The organism is Dactylosporangium sp. CA-092794 (assembly GCF_050948465.1).
Classification (GTDB): Bacteria; Actinomycetota; Actinomycetes; order Mycobacteriales; family Micromonosporaceae; genus Dactylosporangium.
In genome coordinates this window covers 754,659-768,109 of record NZ_CP192044.1, presented here as the reverse complement: position 1 = coordinate 768,109, position 13,451 = coordinate 754,659, and the positions used below count along the sequence as shown (strand labels likewise).

9 protein-coding genes are annotated in these 13,451 nt (G+C 73.2%); 1 reads left to right on the top strand and 8 read right to left on the bottom strand.

Annotated features, from left to right (window positions below):
• Complete coding sequence (locus tag ACQPXD_RS03300) at positions 1-2,853, bottom strand: PQQ-dependent sugar dehydrogenase (protein WP_432834646.1); 2,853 nt, start codon at positions 2,851-2,853, stop codon at positions 1-3.
• A gap of 866 nt (positions 2,854-3,719) precedes the next feature.
• Here ACQPXD_RS03300 and ACQPXD_RS03295 point away from each other — a divergent pair.
• Positions 3,720-4,418, top strand: a complete 699-nt coding sequence (locus tag ACQPXD_RS03295) for a TetR/AcrR family transcriptional regulator (protein WP_432834644.1) — start codon at positions 3,720-3,722, stop codon at positions 4,416-4,418.
• On the opposite strand, the gene ACQPXD_RS03290 is transcribed toward ACQPXD_RS03295, so the two are convergent.
• The 7 genes from ACQPXD_RS03290 to hemB all read right to left on the bottom strand — a co-directional run bounded on the left by ACQPXD_RS03290 (position 4,415) and on the right by hemB (position 13,434).
• Entirely contained in the window at positions 4,415-5,329 is a 915-nt protein-coding gene (locus tag ACQPXD_RS03290) for an endo alpha-1,4 polygalactosaminidase (RefSeq protein WP_432834642.1), read from the bottom strand. The two genes, ACQPXD_RS03295 and ACQPXD_RS03290, sit on opposite strands and share 4 nt — an antisense overlap.
• Positions 5,326-5,952, bottom strand: coding sequence for a spherulation-specific family 4 protein (locus ACQPXD_RS03285; protein ID WP_432834640.1), 627 nt, complete (start codon positions 5,950-5,952; stop codon positions 5,326-5,328). Before ACQPXD_RS03285 ends, ACQPXD_RS03290 begins: the two co-directional genes overlap by 4 nt.
• Entirely contained in the window at positions 5,952-7,385 is a 1,434-nt protein-coding gene (locus ACQPXD_RS03280) for a hypothetical protein (RefSeq protein WP_432834638.1), read from the bottom strand. Before ACQPXD_RS03280 ends, ACQPXD_RS03285 begins: the two co-directional genes overlap by 1 nt.
• 16 nt (positions 7,386-7,401) lie before the next feature.
• A complete protein-coding gene (pelF, locus tag ACQPXD_RS03275) occupies positions 7,402-8,829 on the bottom strand; it encodes a GT4 family glycosyltransferase PelF (RefSeq protein ID WP_432834636.1) in 1,428 nt (475 codons plus the stop codon).
• A 13-nt stretch (positions 8,830-8,842) separates the two neighbouring features.
• The gene (locus ACQPXD_RS03270) at positions 8,843-10,876 is read right to left on the bottom strand and encodes a hypothetical protein (RefSeq protein WP_432834634.1); all 2,034 of its coding nucleotides are present in this window, start codon (positions 10,874-10,876) and stop codon (positions 8,843-8,845) included.
• 218 nt (positions 10,877-11,094) lie between these two features.
• Complete coding sequence (gene galE / locus ACQPXD_RS03265) at positions 11,095-12,057, bottom strand: UDP-glucose 4-epimerase GalE (RefSeq protein WP_432834632.1); 963 nt, start codon at positions 12,055-12,057, stop codon at positions 11,095-11,097.
• 441 nt (positions 12,058-12,498) lie between these two features.
• Entirely contained in the window at positions 12,499-13,434 is a 936-nt protein-coding gene (hemB, locus tag ACQPXD_RS03260) for a porphobilinogen synthase (RefSeq protein ID WP_432843610.1), read from the bottom strand.
• Positions 13,435-13,451: the final 17 nt, after the last annotated feature.

The following is a 13,451-nucleotide window of genomic DNA, read 5'->3' as shown; positions in this document are numbered from 1 at the left end:
TCATGGCAGGGTCCACTTCTGCGCGGCGGTGCCGTTACAGGTGTAGAGCTGGACGACCGTGCTGTCGGCGGTGTTGGCGCCGGCCACGTCGAGGCACTTGCCCGACTGCGGGTTGCGCAGCGAGCCGTCGGCCTGGGCGGCCCAGTTCTGCGCGCCCGTGCCGTTGCACGTGTAGAGCTGGATCTTGGTGCCGTCGGCGGTGGCGCCGCCGGCGATGTCCACGCACTTGCCGAGCACCTTCAGCTGCTGGCCGGAGACCACGAACACCTGCGCGCCGGTGCCGTTGCAGGTGTAGAGCTGCATCTGGGTGCCGTCGGCGCTCGCCGCGCCGCGCACGTCGAGGCACTTGCCCGAAAGGCCCGTCACGGGGCCGACGCCGTTGCCGGTCGCGCTCGTGGTGAACGTGAAGCTGTCGAGGTCGAACAGCGCGGCGGTGGTACTGCCGGAGAAGGTCAGATACAGCGAGGTCGTCCCGGCCGGCGCAGCGCTGATCGGGCCGCCGACCGTGGTGAACGTCTCCCACGACCCGGTCACCGGCACCGTCGCCGAGCCGATCACCGTGCCGGTCGGCGACCCGGTGCGCAGCTGCAGCGTGCCGCCGGTACCACCGGAGGAGACCCGGGCGGTGAACGCGGTGGCGTTGTTGAGCTTGTACGGCTCGAAGCCGATCCAGTCACCGTTGTTGATGTTGCCGACCGTCTTGCCGCCCTCGGCCGCGGGCTTGGTGATCTGGTCGACGCCGGAGGAGGTCTTGAAGAACTCCGCCTGGCGGTACCGCGGGGCGAGGATGCTCTGCGCGTGCGTGGTGAGGCCGCCCTTGTCGGTGTACTGCGCGTCGAAGATCGGGAAGATGTTCGACGCCGAGTCGTGCTCGCCGTCGACCGGGATGGTGATCGTGCCCGCGCAGCCGGTCTGCGAGGTGATCTGGTGCGCGTGCTGGTCGTGGCCGAGCACGTAGGTCATCGTGACCTTGCCGCAGTCGATCGCGCCGTCCTCGGGGTCGGTGACCGTGACGCTCCACGGCACCGCGTCGCCGAACGACGTGAGCCGGCCGGGCGCCGGGCCCTGGATCGTCACCGTCGGCGCGGTGTTGCCGACGCTGATCAGCACGTTGGCGGTACCGATCGCGCCCTGGGTGTCCTTGACGGTCAGGGTGACGGAGTAGGTGCCGTTGGTCGTGTAGGTGTGCGACGGGTTCGTCGCGGTCGAGCTGCCGCCGTCGCCGAACGTCCACGAGTAGGTCAGCGCGCCGCCCTCGGGGTCGCTGGAGCCGGCCGAGGAGAAGGTCACCGCGAGCGGCGCCGCGCCCGAGGTGACGTTGGCACCGGCCACGGCGGTCGGGGCGCGGTTGCCGCCGGCGCCGACGTAGTCGTAGCGGTACAGCGCCGAGTTGATGTCGCCGTTGAAGTACCCGGTGCCGTAGTCCAGCACGTAGAGCGACCCGTCCGGACCGAACTGCATGTCCATGACCTGTTTCCCGTTCCACGGGAAGTTGTCGATCGCGCCCGGCGAGCCATCCGCGTTGATCTTGATCGGCTTGATCCAGCCGCGGCCGAACTCGCCGGCGAAGAACATGCCGTCCAGCGCCGCCGGGAACTTCGTGGTCGAGGCGTTGGCGGCGTCGTAGTGGTACACCGGGCCGCCCATCGGCGACTCCGAGCCGCTGCCGAACTCCGGCGGGCTGCCGGCGTCGCCGCCGTAGCGGATCCAGGCCGGCTTAGCCGGCGGCAACGTCGTCAGGCCGGTGTTGCGGAACGAGTTGTTCGTCGGGCCGCCCGCGCAGTTGAACTTCGGGCCCGTCGCGTTGGTCGCGAAGTTCCACTCGTTGTAGGTCTCGGCGGTGGTGTTGGTGCCGGTGCAGTACGGCCAGCCGAAGTTGCCCGGCGCGGTGATCCGGTCGAACTCGACCTGGCCGGACGGGCCGCGGTTGGGGTCGCTGGTGCCGGCGTCCGGGCCGTAGTCGCCGACGTAGACGATGCCGGTGGCCTTGTCGACGGTCATCCGGTACGGGTTGCGGAAGCCCATGGCGTAGATCTCGGGCCGGGTGCCGGCGGTCCCGGGCGCGAACAGGTTGCCGGCCGGGACGGAGTACGACCCGTCGGCGTTGACCTTGATCCGCAGGATCTTGCCGCGCAGGTCGTTGGTGTTGCCGGCGGAGCGCTGCGCGTCGTACGCCGGGTTGCGGTCGGTGCGCTCGTCGATCGGCGAGAACCCGGCGGAGTCGAACGGGTTGGAGTCGTCGCCGGTCGACAGGTACAGGTTGCCGGCCGCGTCGAAGTCGATGTCGCCGCCGACGTGGCAGCAGATGCCCCGGTTGGCCGGCACGTCGAGGATGTTGACCTGGCTGGCCAGGTTGACGGTGTAGTCGGCGTTGAGCGTGAACCGGGACAGGCGGTTGACTCCCGTCCAGGTGGTCCAGTCGGCGGCGGTACCGCTGGCCGGCGCGTCGCCCGCCGGGGTGCTCAGCGGCGGCGCGTAGTACAGGTAGATGTAGCGGTTGCCGGCGAAGTTCGGGTCCGCGGCGACGCCCTGCAGCCCCTCCTCGTCGTGCGTGTACACCGGGATGTTGGCGATGACGCTCGTGTTGCCGCTCGCGTCGGTGCGCCGCAGGGTGCCGCCGCGGGCGGTGTGCAGCACGGACCGGTCGGGCAGCACCGAGATGGTGAGCGGCTCGCCCACCTCCGGCTCCCCCTTGGCCAGCGTGACCTGCTGGAAGTCGGCCGCGTTGATGGCCGCCGCGGCGGGCGCGGCGCCAGCGAGGACGGCGGCAGTGGTGGCGACGAGGCTGGAGGAGGCGAGCAGGAGCGTGGCAGCAATTGGCCGCCATCGATGCCTTGAGGGCTGCTGGTTCACTGGGTCCCTTCCTGACGTGACGTGCCAGGCAGGGCGCGCGCCGCCGCGCCGGATGCCGTAGCCGGGGGTGCGGTCGACCTCCGGGTGGGCATCGCCGTGTCCGGCGCCGAGCCGGATACATTGATGAAACACCCTAGTGTCGTGTGGGACACACTAGGGTCTTTGGCTGAGACTGTCCATACTTTCCGTCGCCACCCCACAAACTTTTGCTGGCCCAGCCGAAAGACCCTACAGCTCCCCTGGCCGGTTTCGGGAACAGATAAGTCCAGACACTTCGTGTCCGGACTTATCCGACTTATACCCTGACAGGGGATTTGTCAGCCTCTATCCGCTTTCGCCGGCCGCCGGAGCGGACGAATGTCTCCGTGATCATGCGTGGCGCCACGGCCGCACCGCGGGTTCGCCATGATCACGGAGACTTGTGGTACACGGGTGTACACGATTACTCCGTGATCATGAGAAACCGGTGGTGCCGGAGCGGATCCGGCATGATCACGGAGACTTCCGGTAGTGGACCGACGGGGGGCGATTTGTCGGTCGCATCCTGGAGCCGGACACGCACGGCCAAGCATGTTCAACCGAACGTGAGTGGGTGCGAGCACGGACCGTATTCACGAGGCTCGTGGGGATGCTGGGAACTAGAAGGATGAAAAATGGTGATATAGGGGATAAGTCGGGTGACGGAGTCGCCCGACTTATCCCCTCAAAAGGGGTAGAGAAGAACCGCTCGCCATAAGCAAAACGCGACATCGGACAGTAAGAAGCATTCAATGCATTGCATATGCTGTGTGGCCATGGGGGCGCAGGGGGTTTTGCGGAGAGACGCCGCCCGGAATCGGCGGCAGCTGGTCGAAGCGGCACGCGCCGTGTTCGGCGAACGGGGGTTGGAGGCGCCGCTCGACGAGATCGCGCGGCGGGCCGGGGTGGGCAACGCCACGCTGTACCGGCGCTTCCGCACGCGCGGTGAGCTCGTTGCCGCCGTGTTCGGCGAGGCGCTGCGCGACGTGGTGGCGGCGACCGAGCGGGCGCTCGCGATCGAGGACCCGTGGGCCGCGTTCGCCGGGCACCTGACGTTGCTGTGCGAGCGGCAGGCGCAGAACCGGGCGTTCGCGGACCTGCTCACCGCGACCGTGTCCGCCGTGCCCGAGCTGGAGCGGCTGCGCACCGCCGCGTTCGGCGGGCTGGCCGCGCTCGCCGAGCGGGCGCGGACGGCCGGGGTGGTGCGGGCCGACTTCCGGCCGGAGGACCTGATCCCGGTCCTGATGGCCAACGCCGGCCTGGTCGAGCGCACCTGCCCGACGGCGCCCACGGCGTGGCGGCGGCAGCTCGCCTTCATCCTCGCCGGGCTGCGGGCGCCGGCCGGCACTCCGCCCGGGCCGGAGCCGCCCGGGCCGGAGCCGGACGACGCCGGGATCCGGCAGGCGATGCACGCGATCGCGGAGCGCAACGGCCTCACCGCGCTCGACGCCGAAGGCGACCGCCCCGACCGCCCCGAAGACCCCGAAGGCCCCGACCGCCCTGACGGCCCCGAAGGCCCCGACGGGCCGGTGCCGGCCGGGAGCTAGCAGGGCTCGCGCCAGGCGTCCAGGTCGAGCTTCTTCTTCATCGAGGAGAAGCGCAGCGACCGGGTCTTGGCGCAGAACGCGGACGTGGAGCCCTCGTACTCCACGTGGAACACCGGCTTGCCCGCGTCGATGAAGACCTTCAGCGCATCGCACTCGTCGTAGTGCGCGCACTCCTCGTTGACCGCGAAGTCGAAGGCCGGTGCGAGTACCGCCGCCTGCTCGACATCGTTCTTGAGGCCGACCGCCAGGCCGGTGCGGTGCGCCAGGTCGGCCACGCGGCGGTTGAACTTCAGCTGGTCGTCGGCGGTGAGCGGGAAGCCGCTGTTGTTGCTGTAGCCGTCGACGTTGTCCGGCTCGACCGCGTCGAAGCCCTTGTCCCGGCAGGTCTTGAAGCGCGCCGCCAGCAGCGGCTCCAGCACGTCCCAGCGCCGCACGTCCAGCCACTGCTCCCCCGGCCAGCCGTCCAGCGCCTTGCCCCGCACCGACTCCGGGTAGTTCTTCGCGTCGGCGCGGAAGTCCTCGTGCGCGCCGGCGTTGACGTAGCAGATGACGTGCCGGCCGGCGGCCTTGAGCGCGGCCACGTCGGCGGCCGAGGTGTTCGCGCCGTCCACGTCGTAGACGTCCGCGGCGACGGCCTTGTCCAGCGGGCCGCTCAGCTGCCACTGCCAGCTCAAGCCGACCGCCGGATGCCACCAGCCCGCCGCGGCGGCCGGCGAGGCCGGTGGCGACGGCGATGGCGGCACCGAGCCCAGACCATCCGCGGAGGACGGAACGACGGCGCCGGTCTGCGGGGCGCGCGAGCCGTCGCCGCGGATGTCCCGGCCCGAGCCGCCGCCGGTGCAGGCGGCGGCGGAGAGCACGGTCAGCGCGAGGAGGCCGCACAGCAGCGCGCGCAGCCCGCGCGGGGTCACCGCGCGGCCGCCCGGGCCCGCAGCGAGCTCGGCACGCCGCGGTACGGCAGCGGCGCCGCCAGGTCGGTCACCAGCCCGTGCGCCGCGCGGGACAGCAGCAGCGCGGACGCCTCGCCCAGCCGCGCCGCCGGCACGCCGTAGACGAGGTGCGCGGCGTTCGGCCAGTCGCGGCCCAGGTCCGGCAGGGCGGCGTAGGAGGTCCACGGCCCCTCGAAGGTGCACACCACGTCGGCGAGGGAGGCGTACCCGGGCAGGCAGCGGGTGCCGGGGTTGAGCACGACCGAGCCGCGTACGGCGCGCACGACCTGGGCGACGTAGGCGAGCCCGGCCGCGTCGGCGGGCACCTGGTCGAAGAAGATGCCGCCGACCGGGTACTGCGACCAGCCCACGATGTCGCACCACACCTCGCCGTTGGCGCGCGCGCCGTAGCCGAGGTCGACGTACCCGAGCATGCGCACCCCGGCCGCGTGCAGCCGGGCGGTCGCGGCGGCGTAGACCTCGTCCCGGCCCGCGCCCGGTCCATTATGGACGTTCACGATCGTCAGGCACGCGCCACCGCGCGGCAGGGCGTCCCACGCCTCGGGGTCGTCGAGCGGGTGGACGTACAACGGCAGCAGCATCATTATCGGTAACTCTCCGGATCGCGCAGGACGAGCGCGGCGACGGCCAGGCCCGGCAGGCCGGCTCCGAGCAGGGTCGCCACGGCGAGGGTTTCGGCAAACGTGGGCGCCACGTGGACCAGCGCGGGCGCCCAGTGCCCGACGCCCGCGATGAGCAGCGTCGGCCACCACACGACGATCGCGGCGGTGCCGGCCCGCCCGTGCGCGGCCAGCACCAGGCACAGTGCGTAGACGCCGGTGAGCAGCACGGCCGCGGCGAGGGGCTGGCCACCCCGCACCGCGCCGAGCCACACGGCGCCGGCGATCGCGGCGCCGGCCGCCACGGGCGCGGCGAGCACCGCGACGGTGCCGGCGCTGATCCGGGCCAGCCGCCGGTCGAAGGCGAACCGGTCGGCGAGGTGCGCCCGCGCGGACGCGATCCGCCGCCGGTGCCACACCAGCGTCAGTTCGATGAGTGGTACTCCGAGCAGCAGCGGCATCGCCTCGACCGGCACCCGGTGCGGGGCGATGCCGTCGAGGGCGACGCTGTGCAGTAACGCGGCCTGGCCGGCGCCGACCAGCCCGTAGAGCGCGGCGTAGCGCAGGTCGGGCCGCAGCGACCGCCAGGGCCGGCGGGCGGCCCGGAGGTTTCGCCGCAGCACCGGCCGGTACGCCACCGCGACGAGCCCGGCGACGCACCCGAGCAGCATCAGCGGGCTGAGGCCGAACCGCAGCCCCGCGGTCGCGAGCCAGCACGGCACGACGGCGCCGATGACTTCGCGCTCCCGGTTGGTGACCAGGGTGACCCCGGCGACCGCGAACAGGGCCAGCTGCACGGCCGCGACCAGGTACGCCCGCCCGCCCGCGCCCAGCAGCGCGAGCGACCACAGGGCGCCGACCACGAGGTAGCCGGCGCCGATCAGCCGGGCGGCGGCCGCGCGGCCGCGCTCGGCCAGGGCGCGGTAGCCGAGGTACGACAGCGCCTGCCCGCAGCCCCAGCCCACGACCAGCGTGCCGGTGGTGGCCAGCCGCGGCACGCCGTCCACTTCGGACGCGGCGCCGAGCCCGATCGCGAGCGGGGTGAGATAGACGACCGCGCGCAGCAGCGTGTCGGCGACCGCCCGGCCGGCGCCCGGGCCCTCGGCGGGCACGGCGCGCAGCTGCTGGGTGTCGGCGTCGGTCAGCGTGCGGGCGACGACCCGCCCGGCGAGCACAAACACCGACGGCGCGCCGTATTCGCGGTCGGCCACCCGGTCGTTGATCCCGTTGGCCTCGAGGATGGCCGCGATCTCGTCGATGTCCACCGCGCCGAGGCAGTCCTCGCGCAGCTTCTCGGCCAGCGCGGCGACGGGATCGGTGTCCACCCGGCCGACGTAGCGCAGCGAACCGGGCCGATCGAGCTCGCTCGGCCGGGCCCGCCGCTGCGCCGGCACGACGACCAGCGAGTCCCCGCTCACCGCGCGGTCTCCGGGCTCATGCCGGCACCAGGGCGCGCGCGCCGGTCAGCGTGCGGTAGCGGGCGCGGTAGGCCGATACGCAACGGTCCAATGTGTACTCGGCGAGGGCGCGCTCCCGGGCGCTGCGGCCGATCGCGCGGCGGAACTGGGCCGAGGACAGGAACGCCACGCACGCGGCGGCGAACGCCTGCGGGTCGCGGGGCGGTACCACCAGACCCGCGCAGCCGACCGCCTCGGCCACGCCGCCGACGTCCGTGCTGACCGTCGGTCGGCCGCACATCATCGCCTCCAGCACGGTGTACGGCATGCCCTCGGAGATGCTCGACAGCGCCGTCAGCTGGCCCGCGGCGAACGCGTCGCGGCTCGACGCGCACGGGCCGGCCCAGGTGACCGCGTCGGCCACGCCCGCCTCGGCGGCGGCGCGGCGGCAGTCGGCGGCGTAGGACTCGTTGCCGGGCGGGACCGGGCCGGCCAGGTGCAGGCGCGCGCCGGGGATCGAGCGGCGCACCAGGGCCAGGGCCCGGATGAGCGTCTCGAGGTCCTTGAGCGGGTCGATCCGGCCGACCCAGGAGATGACCGGCTCGTCGGGCTCCGCGGTGAGCGGCGGGAACCGCGACGGGTCGACGCCGTTGGCGATGACGGTGAGCTTGGCCGGGTCGGCGCCGTGGCGCACCGCCCAGCGGGCGTTGAAGCCGCTGACCGGCGTGACCTGGGCGGCCTCCCAGTAGGCCAGCCGAGCCAGCGCGCGGTGGAAGCGCAGTAGCGCGGTCTTGACACCGGGCGACTGGGTGCCGGCGGCGAGGTAGCGCTCCCGCAGGTACACCCCGTGCTCGGTCATGACGAACGGCACGCCGAGGCGCCACTTCGCGGCGAGCGCGACCATCGCCGAGAGGCCGTTGGCGTTGGCGTGGACCAGATCCGCGTCCTCGGGCAGCGGCGCGGCGAGCGGGCGGAGGGCGTGCTCCAGCAGTACCGCCGCCTCGTCCGCCTCGCGCAGGGTGAGTCTCGGCAGCCGGATGCCCTCCGCGCCGGCCCGGGCCCAGGCGTCCAGCAGCACGTCGGCGAGGCCGGCGCCGGCGAGCGGGTGGCGGCCCGCGCGCCGGCCGAAGCGGGCCCGGCCGGCCGCGAGGCCGGCCAGCGACCGCAGGCCCTCGGCGAAGACCACCAGGTCCGCCGGCGTGTCGCCGAGCATGCCGCGGCACAGCAGGGCCGCGGCGCGCTCGGGGTGGCCCCGGGCCGGGCGTGCGGGGCCCCAGATCGGCACCGCGCGCAGCGACCGGACGTTGCCGGGCAGCGCCAGCGCGGGCCGGTCGGGCTCGGTGCCGACGATGGACACCAGGTCCCACTCCACTTCGGACAGTCCGCGCACCAGCTGGTCGCACCAGGTGCTGACCCCGCCGGTGGCGTACGGATAGGTGCCTTCGTTGACCAGGACGACGCGCACGGCCCGGGCCCGCTCAGTTCGCGACGCGCAGCTGCTGCTGGCCGCCCTTGCCCACGGAGCGCCAGGCGGAGCGCTCGCCGCCGTAGGCGTCGCCGAACGCGGCGCCGGTCACCTCGACGCCGAGCAGCGAGGCCGAGACGAGCTTGGTGCCGTTGGGCGCGGTGAGGGGTACGTCGAGCGCGGCGGTGCCCCGGTTGGTGACCGTCACCTTGCCGTCGAGCAGGTAGGCCTCGACCGTGCGGGCGCGCACCGCCGCGCTCCACGCCGCCTGGCGCCGGTTCTGCTGGGCGACCTCGGCGAACTTCGGGTTCAGCACCGGCGTGGCGGTGGTGTAGGTGGCGCGGTAGCGGGCCAGCACCGAGTCGAGCACCGGGTAGAGGATGCGGTCCTCGGCGAGGTTGGACTGGTGCGCGTAGTGCGGGGCGGGGTCGGCGGAGACCACGTGGTCGTAGGCGATGCGCGACTCCAGCGGCACGATGTATCCGGCGAACCCGCTGGCGGCCAGCGGCGCGATGCAGGTGGAGGCCGGGTTGTCTGCGCAGAGGCCGCTGCCGCCGTTGGCCGTGCTGGTGTAAAGCCAGTTGTACTCGTCGACCTCTTCGGCGACGGTGGCGACGTTGTAGTAGATGTTCATCGGGTGCCGGGGCACGGTCGTGGCGGCGCCGACCGGCCGGGCGGCCGGCTCGCGCGAGGCGTCGGAGGCGACGTCCTGCACCTTGTTGGCGGCGAGCGCCGGCGCGAGGTTCGGGTTGTCGGCGGGCATCTGGGGCAGCGTCTTGAGGCCCGAGTGCTCGCCGGTGACGAGCTCGCCCGCGTCCAGCGGGATGCCCTTGGACCGGGCCCAGTCGACGTTCTGCTTGATCTGCGCGGAAATGTCGGCCTGCGACACCCACTGCGTGGCGCCGCGGGCGTCGGTGGTGCAGCGCCAGGGGGTGACCGAGAAGTCCTGGACGCAGCCGAGGTACGCGTGGTCGTAGGTGTGGTTGATCCAGCGGAACTGGCCCTTGGCGGCGAGGTACGCGGCGGTGAGCGGATCGCCCGCGCCGGCTTCCACGCTGCCGCCGCCGTTGAACACCATGTCGAGCTTGATGCCGCGGGAGTTCTGCCACGCGACGAGGGCGCTCACGTCGTCCTTCGTCATGCGGATAGTGGTGTTGAAGGGCTGGACGGCGGGGTCCCGCTGCGGGTTGCAGTCGTCGCCGACGGTGCAGTTGTGCACGGTGTCCCAGCGGTCGTCGGGCAGGAAGACGTCGTCGACGTGCACGCTGAGCCAGTTGCGCGTGTAGCCGAGGTGGACCCCCCGGGTGAGCCAGGTGATCAGGCCGTGGCCGAGCTCCAGGGCGTGCGTCTGGTAGCGGTTGGCGGCCAGCGTGATGGCCAGTTCCTCGCGCCCGTCGTGGCTGTAGACGCCCATCAGCGAGCCGGTCACGCCGCCGCCGGGCGGGGTCGCGGTCACCAGCGGCGTGAACGTCGCGCCGGCGGCCGGGGCGGAGGCGCCGAGGTACCCGAAGGACTCCGGCGTCGCCGGGTCGCGGTCGTCGATCGGCACCGCGCCGGTGAGGTAGCCGAAGCCGGCGGCCTTGCCCGCGTCGGTCACCCGCATCGTGGCGCCGTCGAGCACCCCGCTCCACCCGGTGCTCTCACCGACGTTCGGGTTGGCCCAGGTGTACGCGTCGATCTGGCGCACCTTGAACTCGCGCTCGAAGTCGGCCAGCGCGGTCGCCTCGGCGCCGGTCACCGAGCCCTCGTTGGGCAGGATGACGCCCTGGTACTTGGCCCGGCGCACGCCGCCGGCGGTGTCGGCGAGGAAGGCCGGGGTGATGGCCGGGCGTGTGTCGGCGCCGAGCGTGAGCGCGTCGTAGGGCACGCCCTCGCGGTCGAGCTGGGCGCGGAGCGTGTCGACGCCGGTGGTGCCGTCGTCGAGGACGAGCACCCGCAGGTCGATGCGCTGCTTGGCGGCGGTCGCGGCGAGCGCGGGCGGTGCGAAGATGCCGGCGAGGCCCAGCAGGGCGGTGGCGACGGCAGCGGCGACGATCCGGGACTTCACGGGGCTGCGCTCCTTCGGGTGGAGGGATTCAGGCGGCCTTGGCGGGTTCGGCGTCCCCGCCGCACCCCACGCGGCTTACGCGGGTTCGGCGTCCCCGCCGCACCCCACGCGGCTTACGCGGGTTCGGCGTCCCCGCCGCAACTCACGCGGCTTGCACGGGTTCGGCGTCCCCGCCGCAACTCACGCGGCTTGCACGGGTTCGGCATCGCCGCCGGACCTCACGCGGCTTGCGCGGGTTCGGCGAGCGAGCTGTGGACGATGTCGGGCAGGTCGTGGCGGGCGCGCCAGCCGAGGCGGGCAAGGATGCGGGCGGGGCTGGCGACCACCGCGGCGGGGTCGCCGGGGCGGCGCGGCGCGGCGGCGTAGGGCAGCGGGCGGCGGACGGCGGCGGAGACCGCGGCGATCATCTGCAGCACCGACGCGCCCTCGCCGCGGCCGACGTTGAGCACCTCGCCGTCGAGCTCCCGCTCGTGCAGCGCGAGGGCGGCGCGGACGTGCGCGTCGGCGACATCGCACACGTGCACGTAGTCGCGGACCGCGGTGCCGTCGGGGGTCGGGTAGTCGGTGCCGTAGACGGTGGCCGGGATGCCCAGCGCCGCGGCGCGCAGCAGCCGGGGAACGAGGTTCGTGCCGCCCTCGTCGCGCAGGTGCGCGGCGGCGGCGCCGGCGACGTTGAAGTAGCGCAGCGCGGCCCAGCGGAAGCCGCCGCCGGTCGCGGCGTCGCGCAGCATCCACTCGCCGACGAGCTTCGTGCGCCCGTAGGCGTTCTCCGGTTCGGCCGGGTCGTCCTCGCGGACCGGCGAGCGGCGCGGCGTGCCGTAGACGGCGGCGCTGGAGGAGAAGAGCACCGATGGGGTACGACCGGACGCGGCCGCCGCCAGCACCGCGCGCAGGCCGTCGAGGTTGTCCCGGTAGTACCGCAGCGGGTGGGCGTGGGACTCGGCCACGTCCTTGCGGGCGGCCAGGTGGATCACGCCGTCCGGGCGGTGCCGGCGGACCACCTCGCGCACGAGCGCGGCGTCGCGCACGTCGGCCCGCACCAGCGGCACGCCGAGCGGCACCCGGGCGGCGCGGCCGGTGGAAAGGTCGTCGAGGACGACGGTCTCGACGCCCGCCTCACTGAGCGCGGCGACGACGTGCGCGCCGATGTATCCGGCGCCTCCGGTGACGAGCCATCTCACGGTGGGGGCAACGACGGCCCCCGCACCCGATCAGGGAACTGTCATTTTCCTGACAGTTCCGGCGCGCGCGGATTCCCCCGCGCGGTGCCGTAACCGGGGCGGTGAGCTGCGGGAACAATTCTCCCCCGAGCGCCGCGCCAGAATCGCCGCAACACGCCCAATATGCCCGAATTAGGCGATTCGTCGGGCGGCCGCCGCCAACCGGTCGCGGCCGTTGCGCTTGGCGGCGTAGAGGTGGCGGCCGGCGAGGTCGTAGAGGTCGCGGCCGGTCATGCCGTCGGACCGCGCGGCCCACGCCCATGCGCAGCGTCACCCGCAGGCCCCGCGCCAGCTCGTTACGGCCACAGGGGCACCGGCAGCCGCGCCGTCGCCATGAGGTGCCCCCCGTCCGATCGCTCGTTCTCCCGACTATTTGTCGGCAGGCAACCGAATCGGATGGGGTTATGCGAGGCGGCGCAGCAGGCGAGCCGCGTCACTCGCCCAGTAGGTCAGGATCAGCTGCGCACCGGCCCGGCGGATCGAGGTGAGCGTCTCCAGCACCACCCGCTCGCGCTCCAGCCAGCCGTTGGCCACCGCCGCCTCGACCATCGCATACTCGCCGGAGACCTGGTAGGCCGCGACCGGCACGTCGACCGACTCGGCGACGCGGGTCAGCACGTCCAGATACGGCAGCGCGGGCTTGACCATGACCATGTCCGCGCCCTCCTCGATGTCGAGGGCGACCTCGCGCAGGGCCTCGCGCAGGTTGGCCGGGTCCTGCTGGTAGGTCTTGCGGTCGCCGGTCAGCGCCGACTCGACCGCCTCGCGGAACGGGCCGTAGAAGCCGCTGGCGTACTTCACGGCGTAGGCCAGCAGCGCGATGTCGGTGTGGCCGGCCCGGTCCAGCGCCGCGCGCACCACGCCGACCTGGCCGTCCATCATCCCGGACGGGCCGAGCACGTGGGCGCCGGCGTCGGCCTGGGCCAGCGCCATCAGCTCGTACTGCCGCAGCGTGGCGTCGTTGTCGACGGAACCGTCGGCGCCCAGCACGCCGCAGTGCCCGTGCGAGGTGAACTCGTCGAGGCAGAGGTCGGACATGACCACGGTCGCGTCGCCGACCTCGGAAACCACGTCGCGGATGGCGACGTTGAGGATCCCGTCCGGGTCGAGGCCGCCCGAGCCGGTCTCGTCGCGGGTCTCCGGCACGCCGAAGAGCATGATGCCGCCGACGCCCTCGGCGACCGCCTCGGCGGCGGCCTTGCGCAGCGACTCGCGAGAGTGCTGCATGACGCCCGGCAGGGAGCTGATCGGCCGCGGCTCGGTCAGCCCCTCCTTCACGAACATCGGCAGGATCAGGTTGGACGGCTGCACGTGCGTCTCCGCCACGAGCCGGCGCATCGCGGGGGTGCGACGCA

Coding starts and splice junctions, on each gene's coding strand:
- ACQPXD_RS03285 (WP_432834640.1), bottom strand. CDS start 5,952: ATGATGCTGCTGCCGTTGTACGTCCACCCGCTCGACGACCCCGAGGCG.
- hemB (WP_432843610.1), bottom strand. CDS start 13,434: ATGCGCCGGCTCGTGGCGGAGACGCACGTGCAGCCGTCCAACCTGATC.